Raw genomic sequence first — 22,372 nt, forward strand, 5'->3', positions numbered from 1 at the left:
TCGGTGGCCGCCCCCACGTCAGGGTCGGGACGGGGTGTCAGTGCCGGTGGCGCCGGCGGCGGGAGACGAGGACGAGGGCCGCACCGCCGAGGAGGACGGCGGCGCCGATGCCGCCGATCAGCGCGACCTGGCTGCCCGTCGAGGCGAGACCGCCGCTACCGCCCGGCTGCTGCGGCTTGCCGGTGGGCGCCGGGTCGACGCCGTTGCCGTCGGTCGCGGTCGGCGAGGGCGAGGACGTCGGCGTGGTGGAGGGCGACGTGGTCGGGGAGGCCGTCGGGGACGGTGAGGACGTGGTCACCGTCACGGTGGCCGTGCATTCCCCGGCCGTCGCACCGGGCGGGCAGTTGCCGCCGGGCCGGTCGGCCACCACGGTGTTGCGCAGGGTGTGGTCCCCGGCGGCGGGGTCCTTCACCTTGACGGTGTAGGTGAGACGGGCGTTGCCGCCGGCCGGCAGGTCGCCGGTCCAGGTGAGGACCGGCTGCGTGTAGGAGGGGGTGCCGAGGGTGGCGGTGGCGTCGCCGTTGTAGGTGGCGTCGTCGAGGACGGCGCTCAGGTCGTCGGTGACGGTCAGTGCGGTGAGGGACGTGTTCCCGGTGTTGGTGACGTCCACGTGGTAGGTGACGGTGTCGCCGGGGGCGGCCTGGCTCTTGTCGGCGGTCTTGGTGACCCGGTAGCCGGTGTGCTCGGTGACGGTGTTGCGCACGGTGTTGCTGGTGCGGTGCTGTTCGCGGCCTGTCTGGGTGCCGCGGTAGGCGAGGGAGGCGGTGTCGTCGAGCCTGGTGCCCGGTGCGAGGCCGGCGTCGACCCTGGCCCGGAAGGAGACGGTGGTCTCGGCGCCCGGTGCGAGGTCGGCGGTGGGGCAGCTGACGTTGCGTCCGGAGGCGGTGCAGCCGGTGCCGGAGCCGTCGACGTAACTGGTTCCCTGGGGCAGAACGTCGGTCAGGGTGACGCCGGTGGCGGTGTCGAGGTCGGCGGTGGTGCCGTCGGGGTGCCGGTTGGCGATGGTGAAGGTGTAGGTGATCTCGGCTCCGGGGTCGACGAGCCCGGGCGGGTTGTTGGTGGTGGTACCGGCCGGGGTGTTGGCCTTGACGACCTGGAGGTCGGGTTCCAGGGCCTCGACGGCGAGCCAGACCGCCTGGGGGTGCAGCGCGTCGCCCTGGCCGGTGACCTTGAGCACGGCCTGCTTGCTGCCGGCGGGCAGCTTGCCGGTGACGTCGATCGTCCGGGCGTCGTAGCCGACGTTGTTGACCGTGTTCGGGTTGCGGTCGGTGAGGTTGGTGCCGGTGCCGTCGGGCGCGACCCGGTCGATGCGGCTGGTGAAGGCGTTGTCGGGGGCGGGTCCGGTGGCGGTCGGCATCAGCAGCGGTGTCAGCCGACCGGCGTCGGGGCCGACTTCCAGGGAGTCCCCGGCGATGGGGGCGTCGCCGTCGCCGACGATGACGCCCATGGTGGCGGCCGGTGCGCGGCCGGCCGGGGTGCGGATGCCGTCGAGGGTCATGGTGATGCTGGGCTCGGGCGGGCGGATGAGCTGGTAGCCGTCCCAGACCTGCAGGTAGCGCAGCGGCTCCTTGGCGTCCTCGTAGGCGACGACCAGGGACCATCCGCCCCAGCAGCCGACGTTCTGGCCGCCGAAGTCGGAGGTGGAGGAGCGGCCCTGACAGGCCTGGATGTCGGCCACGGTGTACTCGCCGGAACCGGCCGCCCGCACCAGGTCGGTGACGTCCTTGACACCCGCGTGGGCGGTGAGCGGGGCCGGGGGCGTGCCGCCGGTCTTCTGGTCGAACCAGTCGTAGGTGTCGGCGGTGAGCCGCTGGTAGCCGGTGGCGCCGGGGACCTTGAACTCGACCTGGTCGGCCTTGGAGGCGTCACCGGAGGTGGACAGCCGCGAGGTTCCGACGGGGTTGGACTGCCAGTACAGCCGGGCGTTGAGCACCTTGGCACCCGGCGGGACGGTCAGGGTGGCCGCGGAGGCGGTGTTTCCGGGGGCCTTGGGGTCGGTCTTGACCCAGTTGACCCGGTTGTTGTTGTAGGCGTTGAGGTCGCAGTCGCTGTCCTCGGGGTCGCAGGAGACCACCGAGTTGGACGCCATCGTGAGGTTGCCGTGCGCCAGCAGATCCAGCGCCGGCTTCGGACCGATCGGCCGCTGCGCCCCGCTCGTACCGGCCTTCGCCGGCGGTGCCGCGGCGGCGTGCACGGCGAACGGCACGGACGACGCGAGCACGAGCGTCGTGGTGGCGAGAGCCCCGAGTACGGCACGACCGGACACGCGCCGGGCCCGGGATCCGGGTATCGGCCGCACCGCGTTCGTGACGGATGGTATGCGGTCGCTCAAGGTGGGTCTCCTGGGAGTGCTTGAGGGTACGGGAGGGTGAGGGGATGCCCTCCGGGCGGGTTCAGGACGATTGGTCCGAATTCATCCGCCGAGGAAGAATATGTCACACACTGACCAGTTTGGGTTAATGCGGCGTTCACAATCGGCGCGCCCGGGGTTGACGCGACCTCAAGGCCCTGATCCCGGGCGGGGGCGGTCACCGGGCGGGGCGGTCACCGGGCCGAGCCGGTCGGGGAGGCGGGCGACGCGGCGGCCGTTCACGTCGTCGGCGGTGCGGGTGTAGGCGTAGGGCTGCCAGTGCCAGCCCAGGCACACGGTCTGCACGGACATGACGCCACCGCACGGCAGCCGGGTGTGCCGGATCGGGACGGGGCCGACGGCCCGGGCGCGGCACGCGGCGACGAGCTCGCGCTGCCGGTCGGGGGTGAGCCGACCGGGCAGGTGGACGGCGCCCGGCGCGATCTCGCGGCGCTCGTAGCCGGCGGGCGGCGGACCGAACAGCGCGGGCGTGCTGTTCACGCGGCGCCCGGGGCGGGGGGCGGGAAGGAGGCGGTCCAGCCGCATTCGATGCGCCAGGTGCCGCCGTCCGCGCTCGCGCCGCGCACGCCGTCCAGGACGCCGGGCCCGGCGAGCGCCGCGGCGACCGGCTCGGCGAGGGACGCGAAGCCGAACGTGCGGTCCGGGCGCCAGGGGGTGCTGTGGCGCAGGCGTCGGGCGAGCTGCGCCCAGCCGAGCGGGGCGGCGGCGATGACGAGGGCGTCGGGTTCCCGGTCGGTGAGGCGCTGGGCGGGCCGCAGCCAGGAGGCGGCCTGTTCGGGCCAGTCGACGACGGCCAGGACGGCGTTGCCGGCGGCGTGCCAGGCGTCGGCGAACGCGGCGGCGGCCGTGCGGGAGGCGTCGTCGCGGCTGTGGCCGATCGCGACGCTGCGCAGGGGTGGGCGGCGGTGCTCGGCGAGCAGCCGCAGCAGGGCGGCGAGTTCGGGGGCGGTGTGGGGGGCGGGTGCGGGGAGGTCGCCGTAGGCGGTGGTCCCGGGTTCGGGAAGGAGCGGGGAGCGGTCGGGGGCGGGGCGGGGCTTCATGGGGTGCGGTCCTTCTGGCGGGACTTCCACTGCCGGTACTTCCCGGGCAGGCACACCGAGCAGGGCCGGTAGGCGGCGGCGATCGCGGTGGCCTCGTCGGCGAAGAAGACGCGGTGGCGCACGTAGCCGCCGGCGGCGATGGCGCGCAGGGCCGAGGGGCAGTCGAGGCGGCCGTAGCGGCGGCCCCGCCGGTGGCCGCCGAGGGTGCCCGGCGTGGTGCTGGAGTAGGGGCGGTTGTCGGGTCCGGTCAGGGTGTAGCGGCACGACGGGACCGGGGCGGTGCCGACGCTGGGCGCGGGTGCGGGCGCGGGCGTGCCGGTGGCGGCCATGCGGCGGGGCTCAGGCGTCGTGGAAGACGAGGCCGAGGGTGTGGCGGCGGCCGGTGCGCACGGTGCTGACGCCGTGGCGGACGGGGCCGGCGCGGTGGCGGGCCATGTCGACGGTGGTGCGGAACAGTTCGGGCCGGTCGTAGAGCGCGGCGAGCTCCCGGCACTGGGTGGGCGACAGCAGCGGCTCGGTGAGCGCCGCACCGTCCCGGTCCAACTGCTCGTGCACGCCCTGCCAGTCGAGCGAGTCGAGCGCGGGCAGGACGGCCGGGCCCGGGGCGGGCGCCGCGGTGGTGGGCGCGTCGGCGGCGAGGAGGGTGTCGTTCACGGGAGGGATCCTTGGACGGGCGGGGACGGGCGGGGGCATGGGCCCGCGGACCGGGAGGGCCGCGGGCATCGCACGGTCGGGCTGTTCCGATCGTCGCCCTTGGACGGGCCGTGTGCTGGCGGCATTCGGACGCCGCGTCGCGCGGCGGGCGCGTCCGGGGCCGCCCGGGTGCACGAACGAGAGGGCGCCGTGCCGGCTCCGCCACTCCCCCGCTGGTCGCGCTCGCGCCGGTGTCAGGGCGTGCGGGACCGGGTGGGCGTCAGATCCGCGACCAGGAGCGCCAGGAGTTCCGCCGGCGCCTCGATGAAGCGGTAGTGGCCTCCCTCCAGGAGTTCGAAGGTCGTTTCTCCGCAGGCCGGCCAGCCGGTCATCAGCGACGGCGCGATGCCCGTGTCCCCGGTCCAGCCGATGGCGGTGATCGGGCACGGCAGCCGGACCGGCTCGGCCACGTGGTACCGCTTGTTCATGTCGACGTCGTTGCGCAGGACGCCGAGGTAGAGCGCGAGCAGGCTCGGTTCCAGGGTGCCGCCCAGTTCCGCGACGAGCCGGCGCAGTTCGGCGGCCAGCTCGTCGTCGCTCATGCCGAGGAAGCGGCCGTAGGGTCCGTCCTGCGGCGCGACCTCGGAGGAGACGAACAGCCGGGTCGGGGCGGGGCAGCCCCGCTGGACCAGCCGCAGGGCGGTCTCGTACGCCGCCAGCGCGGAGCCGCAGTGCCCGAACAGGGCGTAGGGGCGGTCCAGGTGGGGGCGCAGCGCTTCGCAGAGGTCGTCGGCCAGCGCCTCGTAGGTGGTGTGGGCGGGCTCGCGCATCCGGTTCTCCCGGCCGGGCGGCTGCACGGGGCAGACCTCGACGCCGTCGACCTGTGACGGCCACTGGCGGTACATGCTCGCACCGCAGCCGGAGTAGGGCAGGCAGAACAGCCGCGCCGGTGCCACCGGCGACGGCTCGCGCAGGAACCACTTGTTGCGGGTACGGACCGTCGGAGCGTCCACTGATGACCTTCCGTGTGTGGGGTTTCTTCTCGGGTTCGGCAGCGGCGGTGGCAGCGGCCGTGGTGACGGCTCCGGCTCCTAGCGGGCCCGCGCGGTGATCGGCAGGTGCGTGAAGCCCGCGATGATGTTCGAGCGCATGCGCCGCGGCGTCCCGGCGAGTTCGAAGCCGGTGAACCGGCCGAGCAGTTCGGCGAAGAGGATCCGCAGGGCCACCCGTGCGACGGTGTGTCCGATGCAGTAGTGCGCGCCGACGCCGAACGCGATGTGCTTGTTGGGCCGCCGCCGGATGTCGAAGGTGTCCGGGTCGGCGAACACGGTCTCGTCGCGGTTGGCCGACGCCAGCCACACGACGACGGCGTCCCCCGCGCGGATCGGCACGCCCCGGATCTCGACGTCGCGGGTGGCGTGGCGCATGAAGTGCTGGGTGGGCGAGGCCCACCGCAGTGCCTCCTCCACGCCGCTGCCGAGCAGTTCCGGGTGGGCCGCCCAGTCGTCCAGGACGGCGGTCCCGGCCAGTTCGGCCATCGCCGCGATCGGCGGCTGGGCGGTGGTGACGGTCGCTCCGAGCAGCAGGCTGTAGCAGTTGGACACGATCTCGCCCGGCGACAGTCGGCGTCCGTCGAGTTCCATGGTGAGCAGCACGCTGATCAGGTCGCCGCCCGGTGCGCGCCGACGCGCGGTGACGAGGTCCTGGAAGTAGGCGAACAGTTCGCGGTGGGCGGTCACGAGGGTGGCCCGCGGTCCGGCGGCGAGCTGGAACTCGGGGTCGTCGGCGGCGATGCAGGCGTGGGCGAGCCGGACCAGCCGCGGCCAGTCCTGCTCCGGCAGCGCCATCATGGTGCCGATCACCGCCATCGGCAGGGTGGCCATGGCGGCGGCGAAGTCGTACGGGCCTCCGTCGGCCAACGGCCGGAGCAGTTCGACGACGGCCCGGCGGATCGCCTCCCGGTCGTTCTCCACCGTCTTGATCGACAGCGCCTGCTGCAGCGGGCCGCGCAGGCGCGAGTGCCGGGGCGGGTCGGTCACGGCCATCTGCCGGCCGCCGGCGGGGTCGCCCTTGCCGAGGAGGTTGAGCAGGGTGCCCTGTTCGGAGGTGAACGTGTCGTGGTCGCGCAGTACCCGGTTGGCCTCGGCGTGGGCGACGATCGACCAGTAGCCGATGTCGCCGACCGGCTGCCAGCTCACCGGGGCGTCGCGGCGCAGCCGTCGCCACGCCTCGTGCGCCCCGCCCGAGAGGTAGAGGTCGGGGTCGATCAGATCGACCGGCCGCGGGGCGAGGACCGGGCAGCGCGTGGTCGGGGGAACCGCCGTCATCGGGGCTGCCCCTCCCCCGCCCCGTCGGCCGGGTCCCCCGTCGGGCCGTCCGTCGGGCCGTCCGGGCCCGACGTCCGCATCCGGGCGGTGAGGGCCGTCGCCAGCTCGGCGACGGTCGGCGACAGGTACAGGGTCTGCGCGGGGAGGTCCACGTCGAACTCGCGCTGGGTGGCGACCAGGAGGTCGGTGGCCAGCAGGGAGTGTCCGCCGAGGTCGAAGAAGTCGTCGTCGACGCCGACCGGTTCGACGCCGAGGGCGTCGCCCCACAGCTCGGCCAGTCGCGTCTGCACCTCGGTGAGGGGCGGGACGAACTCGTTGGGCACGTTGCGCGGCACCCGGGTGGCGGTGGGCAGGGCCCGGCGGTCGATCTTGCCGTTGCGGTTCACCGGCAGCTCGGGACGGACGAGGATCGCCCAGGGGATCAGGTAGCCCGGCAGCCGGTCCCGCAGTTCGTGGCGCAGCCGCCGGCCGAGCTCGGCGTTGCCCGCCGGATCGGGTTCCGCGGGCACGACGTAGGCCAGCAGCCGGGTGCCGCCCGCCGGGTCGGGCTGCGGCAGCACGACCGCGTGCCGCACCCCGGCGAGCCGTTCCAGCTCGACCTCGACGGCGCGCGGTTCGGCGCGGTAGCCCTGGACCTTGACCTGGTCGTCCGCCCGTCCGACGAACTCCAGGGTGCCGTCGGGCAGCCATCGCACGAGGTCGCCGGTCCGGTACATCCGGGCGCCCGGCTCGGTCCCGAACGGGTCGGGCAGGAACCGTTCGGCCGTGGCGGCCGGGCGGCCCAGGTAGCCGCGGGCCAGGCCCGCCCCGGCCACGTACAGTTCCCCGCACTCGCCGACGGGCACCGGGCCGAGGTCGCCGTCGAGCACGGCGACCCTGGTGCCGCTGATCGGGCGGCCGATCGGCACGCTCCGCAGCTCCGGGAGGGTGCTGCTGGTCCAGCAGGTCGTGTACGTGGTGTTCTCGGTGGGTCCGTAGCCGTTGGTGAAGAGCAGCTCCGGGTGGCGGGCCAGCAGGTGCTGGACGTGGTTCGGTGAGGCCACGTCGCCCCCGGTGAGGACGTGCCGCACGTCGGCGAACGCCTCCAAATGGGAGCTCGCCATCTGGTGGAAGAGCCCGGTGGTCAGCAGCAGGACCGTGACGCGCTCGGCCCGGACGACGCGCGCCACGTGCTCCACTGTGATGGCGACCGGGGGGAAGAGGACCAGTCGGCAGCCGTTGACGAGGGGGGCCCAGATCTCGAACGTGGACGCGTCGAACGCGACCGGCGCGAGGTGGAAGAAGACGTCCTCGGCGCGGACGTCCATCCAGTCCGCGCCCCGGACGAGCCGGTCGATCGCCCGGTGGGGCACGCCGACGCCCTTGGGCTCGCCGGTGGAGCCCGAGGTGTAGCTGACGTAGGCAAGCCGGTCCGGGTCGCCGGGGCGGGCCGGAGCCGCCGGCCCGGTGGCCGGCTCCTGTGCCGGGCGGCCTTCCGTCACCGTGACGACGGTGCCGGGCAGTTGCTCCCGCAGGGCCTCCTCGGTGATCACCATGCCCGCGCCCGCGTCCTTGAGCAGCAGCGCGTGGCGGCTAGCCGGGTCGTCCGGTTCGAGTCCGAGGTACGCCCCGCCCGCGACGAGGACGGCGAGCAGGGCCACGATCAGCTCGGGCGAGCGCGGCACCAGCACGCCCACGACGTCCTCCTGCGCCAGTCCGGCCGCTCGCAGTCGCCCGGCGAGCCGGTGGGCGCGGTCGTTGAGCTGCCGGTAGGTCAGGGTCCGTCCGTCGCAGGTGACGGCGGGCGCGTGCGGGGCCCGTTCCGCCTGTTCGGCGACCAGCTCGTGGATCGCCCGGGCGTCGAACGGTGGCCGTCCGCTGCCGACGAACGCCGGGATGTCGGTGGTGAAGACGGTCTTGGTCAACTGCTTCCCGCTTTCCTGTGCTGAAGTGTCCCCGTCGGGGTTGAACGCGCGGCCGCGTGGGCCGTCGCCGTTGGCGCGGCTGCAGCTGCTGTGGCCGCTGGAGCCGCGGCTCAGACCGCGGGCACGTGGAAGAAGGTGTCCCGCGCGGCGATGCGGCCCTGCGGTGTCATCCGGAAGAAGTCCGCGAACCGCAGCTCGACCTCACCGCCGTCGTGCAGCACGCCGCGGAACAGGCCGTGCACCGCCACCTCGTCCTCGGTCGTGACCACGGTGGCCAGGGTGTGCACGCCGGTGCGGATCACCCGCTGGTCGCGGTAGAAGCGTTCCAGTTCGGCGTGCCCGACCATGGGTCGGTACCCGGGGCGGTGGTAGCGGGCGTCCGGCGTGAACAGGGCGACCAGCGCGGGCACGTCCCCGGCGTCGACGAGCTGGTAGTACCGGCGGACCTGGGACGCTCCCAGCGCCGGGGCCGTCGGGGGTGCTGCCGCGATCGGGGTTTCAGGTGGTGCCGGCGCTGCCGGTGTCTCGTCGGGCTGGGAGAGGGTGTGGGCCATGCCGAGGTACTTCCTGTGATCGTTGTCGGAGCTGTCGGAGCTGTCAGAGTCGTGTACGTGGTGAGAGGTCCGGTACGGCCGCGGCGTCCGGGGCGTCGTCGAGCGCGTCGACCAGGCGTGCCGGCGTGGGCGCCTGGAACAGGGCGCCGAGGGTGAGTTCGCGGCCGAACCTCACCCGCACCCGGTTGACCAGCCTGGTGGCGAGCAGGGAATTGCCGCCCAGCGCGAAGAAACCGTCGTCGACGCCCACCGTGGGCCGGCCGAGCACCTCGGCGAACAGCGCGCACATCGTCCGCTCCGCCGGGGTGCGCGGCCCGGGGCCGGACGGCGCCGGTGCGGGGTCCGGGACAGGCAGCGCGGCCCGGTCGATCTTCCCTCTGGGGGTCAGGGGATAGGCGTCGAGCGTGACGATCACCGAGGGCACCATGTAGTCCGGCAGCACCGCCGAGGCGTGCTCCCGCACCGACGCCGGGTCGAGCGCCGGGTCCCCGGCCGGGACGACGTAGCCGATCAGACGCCGGCCGGGCGGGGCACCCGGGCCGGCGACCACGGTCGCCTGGGCGACGGCGGGGTGCCCGGCCAGCACCGCCTCGATCTCGCCCAGTTCGATGCGGAAGCCGTGGAGCTTGACCTGCTCGTCCGCGCGGCCGAGGAACTCCAGCTCCCCCTCCGCGTTCCAGCGGACCACGTCGCCCGTGCGGTACATCCGCTCCCCCGGTTCGCCGAACGGGCACGGCACGAACTGGCCGGCCGTCCGGCGGGGGTCGTTCAGGTACCCGCGCGCCACGCCCGCACCGGCGACGTGCAGCATGCCGGCCACCCCCGGCGGCACCGGCGACAGCGCCTCGTCCAGGACGTACACCCGCCTGTTGTCCATCGGCCGGCCGAGGGGGACGACGTCGGGCACGGCCTCACCGGGGCGGAGCACCCGGCGGGTGGTGAAGGTGGCGGCTTCGGTCGGGCCGTACCCGGCGACCACCACGGAGTCCGGACACCGTGCCAGGACGCGCCGTACCGCGTCGGCCGGCACGATGTCACCGCCGGTCCACACCTGGCCGACCCCGGCCAGCGTGCCGGGGGACTCCTCGGCGAACACCCGGAACAGCCCGGCCGTCAACCACAGCGTGCCGACCCGGTGGTCGACGATCAGCCGGTGGAGGTCCGAGAGCGCCAGCTCCCCGGGCGGGGCCACGACCACCCGGCCCCCGTTGAGCAGCGGTACCCACCACTCGAAGGTGGAGGCGTCGAAGGCGTGCGGGGAGTGCGCGAGCACGCGCGGGCCGTCCTGTTCTCGCCAACAGCCTTGCGCGGTCAGGCTGATGACGTTGCGGTGGCTCAGGGCCACGCCCTTCGGCGTGCCCGTGGACCCCGAGGTGTACAGCACGCACGCCAGGTGGTCCGGGCGCAGCGGCACGACGGGATCGGTGGCCGACTCGTCGGCGAGGCCGGGGTCGGCGTCGACGACGACCACCGGTGTGCCGTGGGACAGTTCGTGCTCCCGGGTGGCCCGGTGGGTGAGCAGCACCGCCGCCCCGGTGTCGTCCAGGACGCGCCGCAGGCGGGCCGTCGGGGCCCGGGTGTCCAGCGGCACGTAGGCGCCGCCGGCCTTGCCGATCGCCAGGACCGCCACCACCACGTCGGCGGAGCGTTCCATGAGCACGGCCACGGTGCTGTCGCAGCGGACGCCCAGGGCGATGAGCCGGTGGGCCAGCCGGTTGGCGCGGGCGTTCAACTCCGCGTAGGACAGGGTGGTTTCCCCGCACACCACGGCGGGTGCATCGGGCCTGCGCGCGACCTCGGCCGCGAAGGCCAGCGGCACCGTCGGGTGCGGCAGCGGCCGCGTGGTGCGGTTGCCCGCCACGACGGTCCGGTGCCGTTCCGCGGCGGTGAGCAGGTCGGGCCGGCCGATCGGCCGGTCCGGGTCGGCGGCCACCGCGTTCAGGAACCGGAGGAACCGCTGCTGGTGGGCGGCGAGTTCGGCCTCGGAGTAGAGCGCGGGGTTCGCGTCGACGTCGAGCCGGGGCTCGGTGCCGTCGGAGCGGTCGTAGACGGAGAACGAGAGGTCCTCGACCGGCCCGTTGGACAGGTTGTGCACGGTGGCCCGGACCCCCGCGAAGTCCAGGTGGTAGTAGAAGGACATGATGTTGACGACGGGCCCGAACAGGACCCGCTCCGAGCGTGCCGGATCCAGCTCCCGGCGCAGGTCCTCGCTGCGGTGGCGCTGGTGCGGGCGCAGGGCGGCGACCTCCTCGGCCACCTGTCGCGCGAGGGCGGACAGACCCTGTCCGGGGTGCACGCTCAGCCGCAGCGGCACCACGTTCGCCACCATGCCGGGGACGGCCGGCACGGAGGAGCCGGTGCGCCCGGTCACCGGCATGCTGAGCACGATGTCCCGTTCGCCGCTGAGGCGGTGGAGGTACGCGGCGACCGTCGCGGTGAAGGCGGTGGGCCAGCTCGCCCCGGCGGGTCGCGCGGCCCGTCGCAGCGCGGCCAGGGTCGGCGCGTCGAGGCTGCCGGTACGGCGCAGGAAGCCGTCCGAGGCGGCCGCCGAGCGGCTGGCGAGGCTGACCGGATCCGGCCGGCCGGCCAGTCGGGCCGCCCAGAACGCCCGGTCCTGTTCGGGCTGTTCCGACGCGTGGTGGGCGGCGTCGTGCGCCAGCAGGAGGCTCAGCGGCCCGAAGGCCGGTCCTGTCCCGCCCCTGCCCTCGACCAGTCCGGTGTAGGTCCTGGCGACGCGGCGCGCGATCAGCGACATGCTGAAGCCGTCGACCACGATGTGGTGGACGCGCTGGTACCAGAGGAAGCGGTCCGGCGCGACGGTGAACAGGGCCTGGCGGAACAGCGGGTCCCGGGTGAGCCCGACCGGCGTGGACAGGTCGGCGCGCATCCAGCGCTCGGCCGCCCGCAGCGGATCCGGTGTCGACGTGAGGTCGACGTGGTGCATCGTCCAGTCGGACGCCGGGGTGACGACCTGCCGGGGGCCGTCGGCGCCGTCGGTGAGGCGGACCCGCAGTGACTCGGTCTCGTCCACCACGCGGCGCACGGCCGTCTCGAACAGCTCCGGGTCGATCGGCCCGGGGATGTCCACGTACTCGCCGGTGTTGTAGGCGGGGCTGCCGGGGCGCAGGTGGTGGGCGAACCAGATGCCGGACTGCGCCGACGACAGCGGCAACTCGTGTCCGTCGCTCATCCGAGCTCCTCCAGGACGGCCGACAGCGCGTCGGCGAAGGGGGCGACGTGCGGCGGCGACAGCATGTCGTGGTGGTTGCCGGGGACCTCGACCACGCTCAACGCCCCCCGGGTGCGGTCCCGCCACCGGGCGGGGACCACGACCGGGCCGCCGAGTTCGGGGTGGGTCTCGGCGCTCGTGAACAGGTGGATCGGTGTCCGCAGCCGTGCTGCCGACCGGTAGCGCCGGGCGGCGGCGCCGTTGGTGGTGAACACCCGTGCCATGCGCCGCAGTTGTTCGGTTCGCATCCGCTCGGGCAGGCGCTCCCGGTCGTCGGCGTCGTGGAGCAGCAGGGAGAGGGCTGCCTGCTCGTCGAGCTCGTGGAGGTCCCCGTCCGACCCGTCGTCGGCTCCAGTGGTGGACGCGGGCGCTCCGACGTCGATGATCCCGAGGAATCCCGGGGGGTTCCCCTGCTCCTCCAGCAGGCGGGCCATCTCGAAGGCGACCAGCCCGCCGAAGGACCAGCCGACCAGCAGGTACGGGCCGTCGGGCAGCACGGACCGCAGCTCCAGCAGGTAGCGCTGCGCCTGCTCCTCGACGGTGGCCAGGGGCGGCTCGTCGGTGTTGTAGCCGACGGCCTCCAGGCCGTGGACGGGCCGGGCGGGGCCCACAGGGGATTCGGTGAGGCGCTCGGTGAGCTGTCCGGCGAGGTGGAGGAAGGAGCACACGTCGCCGCTCTGCGGGTGCACCAGGATCAGCGGCGCCCGGCGGCGGTCACCTTCGGCCAGCGGGACGACGATCCGGTGCAGGGCCCGGGACGCGTCGGGCAGTTCCGCGCACAGGCCCTCGACGGTGGGATGGCGGAACACCGTGTTCAGCGGCACGGTGACCCCCCACTCCCGCCGGATCGCCTCCACGAGCTCGACCGCCCTGAGCGAGTGCCCGCCCAGCGCGAAGAAGTCGTCCCGGACGCCGACGCGCGGGGTGCCCAGCACACGCTCCCAGATCCCGGTCATCAGGAGTTCCGGCAGGTCCCGCGGCGGTAGCGCACCCGCCTCGTGGCCGTGGCGGGCGGGCGCGGGCAGGGCCCCGCGGTCCACCTTGCCGTTGGTGGTCAACGGGATCCGGTCGAGTGCGGTCAGCGTCGTCGGCACCATGAACTCGGGCAGGGTCTCGCGCAGGGAGCGCCGCAGGTCCCCCAGGTCACCGGGCCGGTCCTGCCACACCAGGTAGCCGGCCAGTTCGGCGTCCGTCCCGCCGCCGCGCACCGTCACCGCGGCCCTGGCGACACCGGGCCGCGCGCACAGCGCGGCCTCGATCTCGCCCAGCTCGATCCGGTATCCCCGGATCTTCACCTGCTCGTCGGTGCGGCCGAGGAAGACGAGGCTGCCGTCCGGCAGGTACCGCGCCAGGTCGCCGGTCCGGTACAGCCGGCCGCCGGCCGCACCGAAGGGATCCGGCACGAAGCGCTCGGCGGTCAGCCCCGGCCGGTTGGCGTAGCCGCGGGTGACGCCGACCCCGCCGATGTGGATCTCCCCCGGTACCCCGACGGGCACCGGGGCGCCCGCCGGGTCCAGCAGGTGGATCCGGAGGTTTCCGAGCGGCCGGCCGATCGGCACGGACCCGCCCGGCCGGGCCAGGTCCCGTTCGGCGTCCACGCGCCGGGTGACACAGCCGACGGACGCCTCGGTGGGACCGTAGCCGTTCCACAGCGTGGAGACCCGGTCGAGGAGCCGCCGGGCCAGGGCGGGCTGGAGCGGTTCACCCACGCAGATCGCCTGGAACCGGCCGCCCTGCCATCCGCCGTCCAGCAGCAGGATCCAGGTGGCGGGTGTGGCCATGAGCGTGGTGACGCCGAACTCGCGCATCATCTCCGTCAGGCGCGGGCCGTCGACGGCGACCTCCGACGGGGCGATCACCACGCTCGCGCCCCAGGCCAGGGGCATGAGCACCTGCGGGACGATGACGTCGAAGGAGATCGAGGCCACCGAGGCGACGACGTCGTCCCCGCCGAGGTCCAGCTGCCGGCCTCGGACCACCAGGTAGTTGACCACGCCCTCGTGCGGGACCAGCACGGCCTTGGGGCGGCCGGTCGAACCGGAGGTGTAGATCGAGTACGCCAGGTTGGCGGGCGTCGCGAGCGGTGGCAGCGGGTCCTCCGGCCGGGCCGCGATGAGCCGGGCCTCGGTGTCCATCCGCACCGTCGCGGCGCCGTGGTTCGGGAGCCGGTCGGCCAGGGAGTCCTGGGTGAGCAGCAGCGGCACGTCGGCGTCGGCGAGCATGAACGACATGCGCCGTGCCGGGAGGTCCGGGTCCAGCGGCAGGTAGGCGGCGCCCGACTTGAGGACGGCCAGCAGGGCCACGACCAGGTCCGCCGAGCGTGGCAGGCACACGCCGACCAGGCGTTCCGGCCGCGCTCCCCGGGCTCGTAGGTGCCGGGCCAACCGGTTGGCCCGGCGGTCGAGTTCCCGGTAGGTCAGTTGCTCGGCGCCGCAGCGGACCGCCACCGCGTCGGGGGTCCGCCGGGCCCGCTCCTCGACCAGCTCGTGCACGCAGAGGTCCGCGGGAAAGGGTTCGTCGGTGGCGTTGGCGGCCACCAGCAGCGCCTCGCGTTCGGCCTCGGTGAGCAGTTCCAGGCGCGAGACGGGACGGTCGGGATCGCCGGACGCGGCGTCCAGCAGCCGCAGGTAGTGGCCGACCAGGCGCTCCACGCTCGCGCGGTCGAACAGATCGGTGTCGAAGGCCACCGTCCCGGTCGTCCCGCCCGGGCCGGCCGGCCCGTCGGCGATCACCAGGCTGAGGTCGACCTTGGCCGTGCCGTTGTCGACCTCGATCCGTTCGACCTCCGTCCCCACCAGCCGGAGGGAGCCGGTCGGGTCGGACAGGCCGGCGAACATCACCTGGAACAGCGGGTTGCGGTCGAGACCGCGGGCCGGCCGCAGCTCCTGCACCAGCCGTTCGAACGGCACGTCCTGGTGCGCGTAGGCGTCCGCGGCGGTCCGGCGGACCCGATCGAGCAGCTCGGCGAAGCTCGGGTCGCCCGCGAGGTCGGTGCGGATGACCACGGTGTTGATGAACGAGCCCACCAGCGGGTCGAGTTCCGGACGGGTGCGGCCCGCGACCGGGGTGCCGACCGCCACGTCCGACTGCCCGCTGTAGCGGGCGAGCAGGGCCTGGAACGCGGCGAGCAGCGTCATGAACATCGTCGCGCCGTGCCGCCGGCCCAGCAGCCGCAACCGCCCGGCCAGTTCCTCGGGCACCGTGAAGGTGATCCGCTCGCCCCGGCCCGCGCGGGCCCGGGCGCGCGGGCGGTCGGTGGGGCCGGGCAGTGGGGCCAGCCCCGAGCGCGGGTGGAGCGCGGAGTTCCGCTGGGGCGGCAGGCGTTCGCCGGAGAGGCGGGCCCGCTGCCAGTGGGCGAAGTCCGCGTACTGGATCCGCAAGGGCGGCAGCTCGTGCTCGCGGCCTTCCAGCCGGCTCCGGTACATCGCCGACAGGTCGTCCCACAGCAGCGGCATCGACCAGCCGTCGACCGCGATGTGGTGGACGACCACCACCAGGACGTGTTCGTCCTCGTCGACCCGCAGCAGTGCCGCGCGCAGCAGTGGGGCGGTGGCCAGGTCGAACGGGCGCAGGACCTCGGCGTGGACGAGATCGAGGACCAGCTGCGTCCGGCGGTCCGCGGGCTCGGCCCGGAGGTCCGTGACGGGCAGGTCGAGCGGCCGGGCCGGCTCGACCGAGGGGACGGGGCGCCCGTCCTGCTCGGGGAAGGCGGTGCGCAGGACTTCGTGGCGCCGCACCAGCTCGGTGAGGCTGTGGCCGAGGGCGGCCACGTCCAGCGGACCGTGCAGCCGGAAGACCTCGTGGACGTTGTACATCGCGGGGCCGTTGGACAGCCGCTCGATCAGCCACATGCGTTCCTGGGTGAACGACGTCACCTGCGCGCCCGCCGGGCGGCGTGGGACCGCGCCCCCCGGCTCGCCCTCGGCGGCCCTGCTCCGGGCCGCGCGGACGCGTTGGTCCAGCAGGGCCCGGGTGGTGGCCGGCGTGGAGCCGGTCGGTCGGCCGGGCTCGGATCGACTGTGCGGTGCCTTCACGGGTGACGGGCCTTTCCGGCGGGGAGCGGTTCGGCTTCGGCGGTAAGTGGTGCGGCTTCGGCGGGGAGCGGTTCCGCTTCGGCGGCGCCGAGGTCCGCCAGCAACGCCGCGTCGACGGCGTCGGCGAGTTCGGCGACGGTCGGGTGGAAGAACAGCAGGGTGACCGGCAGTTCGAGGTCGAGTGCCCGGCCGAGTCGGGACATGATCTTCGACGCGAGGAGCGAGTGGCCGCCCAGCTCGAAGAAGTCGCCGTGCACGTCGTCCGGGGCGGCACCGAGCACCTCGGCCCAGGTCTCCAGCACGAGAAGCTCGGTCTCGGTCACGGTCCTCGCGACGGGAGCGCCGGCCCGGTCGGCATCTGACCGCGGGGCCGGGGGCGGCACGGCGGGAGTGGCGGGGGCGGAGCGGCTCGCACGGAGGCCGGGAGGGGTCTCCCACGCCGATATCGGCCGTTCGGGACTGCCGACGAGCTGGTCGAGCAACGCCCTGAAGCCCTCGGAGAGTCGCCGCACCGTGTCGCGGTCGAAGAGGTCGGTGGCGTAGCGGATGACGCCGGCGATGCGGTCTCCGCGGTCCGTCAGGGAGACCTCGATGTCGAACTTCGCCACCTCGTTCGGTATCCGATGGCCGCTCACCTCGATCCCCGGGAGGCCGGACGGGAGCGCCGGCGGATCCTCCAGCTGGAACATGACGGTGAACAGCGGGTGCTGGCCGAGATCGCGTTCGGGCCGCAGCTCCTGCACCAGCCGTTCGAAGGGGACGTCCTGGTGGGCGTAGGCCTCCACCGCGCACCGCCGTACCCGGGCGAGCACGTCGGTGAAGCCGGGGTCGCCGGACAGGTCGGTGCGCAGGACGAGCGTGTTGACGAAGAAGCCGATCAGCGGCTCCAGCTCGATCCGGGTCCGTCCGGAGATCGGCGTCCCCACCGTCACGTCGGCCTGTCCCGTGCAGCGCGCGAGCAGGACCTGGAAGGCGGCCAGCAGCGTCATGAACGGCGTGACCTCGTGGGCGCGCCCCAGTGCGCGGATGCGGTCGGCGAGTTCGGTGGGGATCTCGATCTCGACCTGGTCGCCCCGGCCCGACCACACCGCGGGGCGGGCCCGGTCCGTCGGGAGCACCGACGGACTCAGGTCGGCCAAGTGATCGCGCCAGTAGGCAAGTTGGTCCTGCAGCGCCGTTCCGTCCTGGTGGCTCCGTTGCCAGTCCGCGAAATCGGCGTACTGGACGGGAAGGTCCGCCAGGGCGATCGGCCGGCCTTCGACGGCGGCACCGTATCCGGTGGAGATCTCCTGCCACAGCACCGACAACGACCAGCCGTCACAGGCGATGTGATGGATCACCAGGAGCAGAAGATGGTCGTCGGGGGCGGTGCGGATCAGCCGGGCCCGCAGCATCGGAGCGGTCCCGAGGTCGAACGGGGTCGCCAGATCGGCGGCCACCAGCTCCCGGACCCGCTGCCGGGCCCGCTCCGCCGGGGCGTGCGTCAGATCGGTGATCGTCGGCACGAAGGTCTCGACCGGGTCCGTGACGTGGCGCGGGCCGTCGTCGGTGTCGACGATCCTGCCGCGCAGCACCTCGTGGCGCCGCACGACTTCGGTCAACGCCCGGACGAGCGCGCCCTGGTCCAGCCGGCCGCGCAGGCGAACCGCGGTCGGGACGTTGTGGTCCGGCCGACCCGGCCGCAGCCGGTCGAGGAACCACAGCCGTTGCTGGGCGAAGGACAACGGGGTCGGAGCGTGCGCGCGCCGATCGGAGCCAGGCATGACGGATCCACCTTTCACGGCGATCGGGAACGCTCGAACGCCCCGGAAATACCCTCGCCGATTCGCTACATCGCGATCAGTACGGCGGATAGTAGGCAGCTCCCGTCTCACTCCGCAAGACAGGAAACAGGGTTGCAGGCATCAAGACAATCTTTACGCCAGTCCACCGGATTCCTTATGTAGATCGAACACGCTCGACGGCTAGCATCGGCGCGACCGGCCGCGAAACCGTCTCTGACGTGCCATCATGACGCCGGTCGAGCAACCCACTTCCGTGGACGGGCGCCACGTGATAATTCTTCTTTCACCAGGTGGACGGCCGGGTGAGCCCCTTTCGCGTCGACCCCTTCATTGTTCCGAATGAGATCGGTGAACCCGTTGCATGAACTCATCCGTTGAATATGAACCCACTTCGTTCGCATGAACTCGGAGAAGGCATGACGCAGCAGCAGAGCCTGGTGGGTTCATTCGTCTCGCACGCCACCGGCCACCCCGGTGATCCGGCGTTGGTGTGGCGCGGAGAAGAGACGACCTACGGTGAACTCCACCGACTGGCAGAGCGGGAGCGCGTCCGGATCAGCCGGCTCGCCCCGGACGGGAACGAGCCGATCGGCATCGTGGCCGCCAAGTCGCCCCCGACGATCGCCCTGGTGCTCGCCTGCCTGCTCGAAGGGCGGCGCTTTCTGCTGCTGCCGGCGCCCACTCCGGAGGGGGGAACGTCCCACGCCTTGGTGGAGCGGGCCGGAATCCGGCACGTCCTGACGCCGGACAGTCCCCGGGCGCCCGGACCGGGCGCCCGGGACCGGCCGGCGGAACCGCGGGCGCCGCGCGATACGGAGCCCGCCGACGTCTCCTTCATGTTCACCACCTCCGGTTCCACCGGGCGGCCGAAGATCGTGCCGCTGAGTACGGGGGCGGTGGACCGCTTCACCACCTGGGCCGGCGAGCGGTTCGGCATCCGTCGGGGGACCACGGTCCTCAACTACGCCCCGCTCACCTTCGACCTGTGCCTGCTGGACATCTGGACCACGCTCAAGTACGGCGGCCGCGTCGTCCTGGTCGATCCGGCCCGGGCCACCCACCCGGGCCACCTGCTGGACCTCGTCTCCCGCCATCAGGTCCAACTCGTCCAGGCGGTACCGATGTTCTACCGGCTGCTGGTCGACGCGGCCGCGGAGAGCGGCCGGCGGCTCGACACGGTCGAGCATGTCGTCTTCACCGGTGACAGCCTGCCCGCCCGCTGCCTGGCCGAACTTCCGCAGCTGTTCACCGGCGCGCGGCTCTACAACGTCTACGGCTGCACCGAGACCAACGACAGCTTCCTGCACGAGGTCGACGGCACCGAGCCGGCGGACGGCCCGGTGCCGATCGGGCGCCCGCTGCCCGGCGTCCACGCGGTGATCGTCGATGCCGACGGCGGGATCGTGACCGGGCCGGGAACCGGCGAGCTGCATGTCGCGACGCCGTTCCAGACCGCCGGCTACCTGGACCGGGACCAGAACGCCGACCGGTTCGCGACCCACCGCCACGAAGGGGAGACGCGGCGCTACTTCCGCAGCGGCGACCTCGTGCGGCGCGACCGGGACGGCCACATCACCCTGGAAGGCCGCAACGACCACCAGGTCAAGGTCCGCGGCACGCGGGTCAACACCCACGAGGTCGAACAGGTGCTGCTCGACCATCCCGACGTCGTCGAGGCGGCCGTGCTGGCCGTGCCCGACCCGGTGGCCGGCCGCCTGCTGCGGAGCGTGGTCCGTCGCGCCCCGGACAGTCGGCTGAACTCGCTGGCCCTGCGCCGGCACTGCGCACAGCGGCTTCCGCTCACCGCGGTCCCCTCCACCCTGCTGATCGTGGACGACCCGCTGCCCAGGACGTCCACCGGAAAGATCGACCGCGCGCCCATCGAGCGCACCTGCTCCCCGTCCCAGCCCCAGCCCCAGCCCCAGCCCCAGTCCAGCGAAGGAACGGCCACGTGAAGCACGCCGCGACAGTCACCCGGTTCATCATCGAGGAGTTCCTGCCGGACGTCGGCGCGCACGAGCTGGACTCCGACTACGACCTCGTGGACGGCGGGGTCATCGACAGCCTCGGCCTGCTCAAGACGATCGCCTGGCTCGAGGACCGCTTCGACCTGCGCGTCGAGGAGTTCGACCTCGACCCGGACAGCTTCCGCTCCGTCGCCTCGATCAGCAGGTTCATCGAAGAGGCCCAGCCGCACCGGACGGACTCCCACTAGTCATGCACGAGGTGCTGCGAGCGCTGATCGACCGGGACCGCACCGTCGACCAGGAGCTGTGGGGGTCCTTCTGGGAGCAGCTGCGCGACGGCGCGCTGCGCTCCGGCGAGACGGTGGCGCTGCTGTCCTCGCTGTCCACCCGGATGCCCGATCGGGACACGCTGGTCGCGATGCTCCGCTCGCTGGACGAGCGACGGCCGGCCGTCCCCGCGCGGCTGGAGGGCACGGCCAACATCGTCGGAACCGGAGGCGGGCCGGCCACGTTCAACATCTCCACCGCGGCGGCGTTCGTCGCCGCGGCCCTGGGCGTGCGCATCGTCAAGACGGGGTCCCGCGCCTACACGAGCAGCTGCGGCTCCCACGATCTGCTCGACCGACTCGGCATCGGAAGGACCACCTCGTACGAGCAGACCGAGGCCCAGCTGGAACGCTTCGGCATCGCGTTCCCGGGGAACTTCGTCTACCCGCGGGAGGTCGCGCTGCTGGCCCGGAGCATCGTGCCGATGGACCTGCGGATGATCGGCGGATTCATCAACTCCGTCGGCCCCTTCCTGGCCGCGGTGCCGGTCTCCGCCCAGCTCGTCGGCGTCTCGGACCGTTCGCTGGTGCCGACTCTGAGCCATGTCGCCGCCACCGCGGCCGCCACCGTCGCCGGCCGGAGGATCTGGCTGTGCTCCAACGAGCTGGGCGTCGACGAGCTCGTCAGTTCCGTCGACAACGTCGTCCTCACCAATGACGGCACCGACGGGATCCGGCTGCCGGCCGAGGCTCCGGGGACCGGGACCGGGACCGGGACCGACGCGATCGCCGAACTGCGGCCGGCCGGAGGGGGCGAGGACGTGGTCGACCACTTCCTCGGCGTGCTCTCCGGGGAGGGGACGGGTCTCGCGACGCGGACCGTCCGCCTGAACGCCGCCGCACTGGCCGTCGCGAGCGGGCTGATCGACGGATGGCCGGAGGCGATCGGGGCGGCCGACGACGCCCTGCGCAGCGGCGCCGCCCGCGAGCTCGTCGAGCGCCTGCGCGCCCGGCCGGCGCGCCGCACGGCGGCCACGGTGCGTGCGCGGTGAGCGGGTTCTTCGCACACCGGCCGCCGGACCGGCCCGGCCTGGCGGTGTTCCTCAACGCCGGAGACCCGCCGCTGCCCGTACTGGCCGACGTCATGCGGATGCTCGACGACTGCCGGGTGGACTGCCTGGAGCTGGCGGTGCCCTTTCCCCACTCGGTCACCGACGGGCCCGTCATCCGCCGATCGGCGCAGCGGGCCCTGGCCGACGGCGGCGAGCTCGACGAGGTGCTCGACTTCCTCGGCGGGATCCTGCCCCGGCTGCGCCACCTGCGGGTGGCCCTGCTGGCCGACTGGAGCCACACGGTCAGGGACCTGACCGTGCCCGGCTTCGTGCGGCGGGTCGCCGACTCGGGCGTCCACGGGCTGCTGGTCCACGGCCTGCCACCGCGGCTACGGGCCGGCTGCCTCAAAGCGGTGCGGGAGGCGGGACTGCCCATGGTCGCCACCTGCTACGCCGCGTCGACGGCCGAGGTGAAGGCCGCGGCCGCCGAGTGCGCCACCGCGTACCTGTACCTGGTGGCCCACTACGGCCGCAGCGGCGGCAGGCTCACGGCCGACCGCCGGGAGCTGGCCGCCGCGCTGGCCGAACTGCGGACGGCGACCGCCGTACCGATCGCCGTCGGATTCGGCGTCCGCTCCGGGGCGGACATCGCCCTGCTGCACGACCTCGGCGCCGACGCCGCGGTCGTGGGCAGCGCCGGGGTCGCCCGGATCGAGCAGGCCCTCGCCGAAGGGGCCGACGTGGTCGAGGAGTTCCACACCTTCGTGCACACCCTTTCGCCGTATTCAGCCAACCACTAGGAGGCACACCCGATGATCGTCCGACGCCTTGACGAAGCGAAGACCGTGGACTGGGGCAACGGGCTCAGCCGCAGGTTCCTTCTCGAATCCGACGGCCTGGGCTACACGATGACGGACACCACCGTCCGCGCCGGCACCAAGTCGAGGCTGGAGTACCGCCGCCACCTGGAGGCCTGCTACTGCATCGAGGGAACGGGCGAGGTCGTGGACGCCGACGGCACGTCCCACCCGATCGAGCCGGGCACGCTGTACGCGCTCGACCGGCACGACGCCCACTTCCTGATCGCGAGCCAGGACGAGGACCTCCGCCTGGTGTGCGTGTTCTCGCCCGCGCTGCGCGGCGACGAACGCCACAACCTGGACTCAGCCGATTTCTCCGAGTACTAACAGGACCGACAGGACTGACAGGAC

General features: G+C 73.4%; 16 protein-coding genes and 1 pseudogene. 5 read left to right on the forward strand and 12 right to left on the reverse strand.

All coding sequences use genetic code 11. The features are described from left to right. Positions 1 to 37: 37 nt before the first annotated feature. The 12 genes and pseudogenes from ACFWJ4_RS32135 to ACFWJ4_RS32190 form a co-directional block, all read right to left on the reverse strand. Positions 38 to 2,221 (reverse strand): LPXTG cell wall anchor domain-containing protein, encoded by a 2,184-nt coding sequence (locus ACFWJ4_RS32135; protein ID WP_380550322.1) that lies wholly within the window; start codon positions 2,219 to 2,221, stop codon positions 38 to 40. Between the two features lie 339 nt (positions 2,222 to 2,560). Beyond that, positions 2,561 to 2,896 (reverse strand): annotated as a pseudogene (locus tag ACFWJ4_RS32140) (hypothetical protein); the annotation flags it as partial. Beyond that, on the reverse strand, positions 2,848 to 3,411 hold the full coding sequence (locus ACFWJ4_RS32145; protein ID WP_380550325.1) for a hypothetical protein: 564 nt from the start codon (positions 3,409 to 3,411) through the stop codon (positions 2,848 to 2,850). The gene ACFWJ4_RS32145 and the pseudogene ACFWJ4_RS32140, both read right to left, overlap by 49 nt. After that, positions 3,408 to 3,740: a metal-binding protein gene (locus ACFWJ4_RS32150; RefSeq protein ID WP_380550327.1), complete on the reverse strand. Its 333-nt coding sequence runs from the start codon at positions 3,738 to 3,740 to the stop codon at positions 3,408 to 3,410. Before ACFWJ4_RS32150 ends, ACFWJ4_RS32145 begins: the two co-directional genes overlap by 4 nt. 10 nt (positions 3,741 to 3,750) lie before the next feature. Next, positions 3,751 to 4,065, reverse strand: coding sequence for a 2OG-Fe(II) oxygenase (locus ACFWJ4_RS32155; protein ID WP_380550330.1), 315 nt, complete (start codon positions 4,063 to 4,065; stop codon positions 3,751 to 3,753). A gap of 233 nt (positions 4,066 to 4,298) precedes the next feature. Further along, positions 4,299 to 5,057, reverse strand: coding sequence for a thioesterase II family protein (locus tag ACFWJ4_RS32160; RefSeq protein ID WP_380550332.1), 759 nt, complete (start codon positions 5,055 to 5,057; stop codon positions 4,299 to 4,301). 78 nt (positions 5,058 to 5,135) lie between these two features. Then, a complete protein-coding gene (locus tag ACFWJ4_RS32165; protein ID WP_380550335.1) occupies positions 5,136 to 6,371 on the reverse strand; it encodes a cytochrome P450 in 1,236 nt (411 codons plus the stop codon). Next, a complete protein-coding gene (locus tag ACFWJ4_RS32170) occupies positions 6,368 to 8,275 on the reverse strand; it encodes an amino acid adenylation domain-containing protein (protein ID WP_380550338.1) in 1,908 nt (635 codons plus the stop codon). The genes ACFWJ4_RS32165 and ACFWJ4_RS32170 overlap by 4 nt, the downstream gene beginning before the upstream one ends. Positions 8,276 to 8,385: 110 nt before the next feature. Then, the gene (locus ACFWJ4_RS32175) at positions 8,386 to 8,829 is read right to left on the reverse strand and encodes a nuclear transport factor 2 family protein (protein ID WP_380550341.1); all 444 of its coding nucleotides are present in this window, start codon (positions 8,827 to 8,829) and stop codon (positions 8,386 to 8,388) included. Between the two features lie 43 nt (positions 8,830 to 8,872). Beyond that, positions 8,873 to 12,019, reverse strand: a complete 3,147-nt coding sequence (locus ACFWJ4_RS32180) for an amino acid adenylation domain-containing protein (RefSeq protein WP_380550344.1) — start codon at positions 12,017 to 12,019, stop codon at positions 8,873 to 8,875. Continuing rightward, a complete protein-coding gene (locus tag ACFWJ4_RS32185; RefSeq protein ID WP_380550347.1) occupies positions 12,016 to 16,092 on the reverse strand; it encodes an amino acid adenylation domain-containing protein in 4,077 nt (1,358 codons plus the stop codon). The genes ACFWJ4_RS32180 and ACFWJ4_RS32185 overlap by 4 nt, the downstream gene beginning before the upstream one ends. Next, a complete protein-coding gene (locus ACFWJ4_RS32190) occupies positions 16,089 to 17,855 on the reverse strand; it encodes a condensation domain-containing protein (protein ID WP_380550350.1) in 1,767 nt (588 codons plus the stop codon). Before ACFWJ4_RS32190 ends, ACFWJ4_RS32185 begins: the two co-directional genes overlap by 4 nt. Before the next feature lie 437 nt (positions 17,856 to 18,292). Between ACFWJ4_RS32190 and ACFWJ4_RS32195 the strand changes: the two genes are divergently transcribed. Genes ACFWJ4_RS32195 through ACFWJ4_RS32215 form a run of 5 tightly spaced genes read left to right on the forward strand, consistent with a single transcriptional unit; the run spans position 18,293 to position 22,348 of the window. Continuing rightward, complete coding sequence (locus ACFWJ4_RS32195; RefSeq protein WP_380550353.1) at positions 18,293 to 19,831, forward strand: AMP-binding protein; 1,539 nt, start codon at positions 18,293 to 18,295, stop codon at positions 19,829 to 19,831. After that, complete coding sequence (locus tag ACFWJ4_RS32200) at positions 19,828 to 20,091, forward strand: acyl carrier protein (RefSeq protein ID WP_359908886.1); 264 nt, start codon at positions 19,828 to 19,830, stop codon at positions 20,089 to 20,091. Before ACFWJ4_RS32195 ends, ACFWJ4_RS32200 begins: the two co-directional genes overlap by 4 nt. 2 nt (positions 20,092 to 20,093) lie before the next feature. Next, a complete protein-coding gene (locus tag ACFWJ4_RS32205; RefSeq protein ID WP_380550356.1) occupies positions 20,094 to 21,161 on the forward strand; it encodes an anthranilate phosphoribosyltransferase in 1,068 nt (355 codons plus the stop codon). Then, the gene (trpA, locus tag ACFWJ4_RS32210) at positions 21,158 to 21,961 is read left to right on the forward strand and encodes a tryptophan synthase subunit alpha (protein ID WP_380550359.1); all 804 of its coding nucleotides are present in this window, start codon (positions 21,158 to 21,160) and stop codon (positions 21,959 to 21,961) included. The genes ACFWJ4_RS32205 and trpA overlap by 4 nt, the downstream gene beginning before the upstream one ends. Positions 21,962 to 21,973: 12 nt before the next feature. Further along, positions 21,974 to 22,348, forward strand: coding sequence for an ectoine synthase (locus ACFWJ4_RS32215; RefSeq protein WP_380550362.1), 375 nt, complete (start codon positions 21,974 to 21,976; stop codon positions 22,346 to 22,348). Positions 22,349 to 22,372: the final 24 nt, after the last annotated feature.

This window comes from Kitasatospora sp. NPDC127067, assembly GCF_042724755.1.
Taxonomy (GTDB): Bacteria; Actinomycetota; Actinomycetes; order Streptomycetales; family Streptomycetaceae; genus Kitasatospora; species Kitasatospora lactacystinica.

Excerpts from the sequence above, each read along its gene's own strand:
- ACFWJ4_RS32175 (WP_380550341.1), bottom strand. The coding sequence starts at position 8,829 with ATGGCCCACACCCTCTCCCAGCCCGACGAGACACCGGCAGCGCCGGCA.
- ACFWJ4_RS32150 (WP_380550327.1), bottom strand. The coding sequence starts at position 3,740 with ATGGCCGCCACCGGCACGCCCGCGCCCGCACCCGCGCCCAGCGTCGGC.
- ACFWJ4_RS32145 (WP_380550325.1), bottom strand. The coding sequence starts at position 3,411 with ATGAAGCCCCGCCCCGCCCCCGACCGCTCCCCGCTCCTTCCCGAACCC.
- ACFWJ4_RS32205 (WP_380550356.1), top strand. The coding sequence starts at position 20,094 with ATGCACGAGGTGCTGCGAGCGCTGATCGACCGGGACCGCACCGTCGAC.
- ACFWJ4_RS32190 (WP_380550350.1), bottom strand. The coding sequence starts at position 17,855 with ATGCCTGGCTCCGATCGGCGCGCGCACGCTCCGACCCCGTTGTCCTTC.
- ACFWJ4_RS32165 (WP_380550335.1), bottom strand. The coding sequence starts at position 6,371 with ATGACGGCGGTTCCCCCGACCACGCGCTGCCCGGTCCTCGCCCCGCGG.
- ACFWJ4_RS32195 (WP_380550353.1), top strand. The coding sequence starts at position 18,293 with ATGACGCAGCAGCAGAGCCTGGTGGGTTCATTCGTCTCGCACGCCACC.
- ACFWJ4_RS32180 (WP_380550344.1), bottom strand. The coding sequence starts at position 12,019 with ATGAGCGACGGACACGAGTTGCCGCTGTCGTCGGCGCAGTCCGGCATC.
- ACFWJ4_RS32215 (WP_380550362.1), top strand. The coding sequence starts at position 21,974 with ATGATCGTCCGACGCCTTGACGAAGCGAAGACCGTGGACTGGGGCAAC.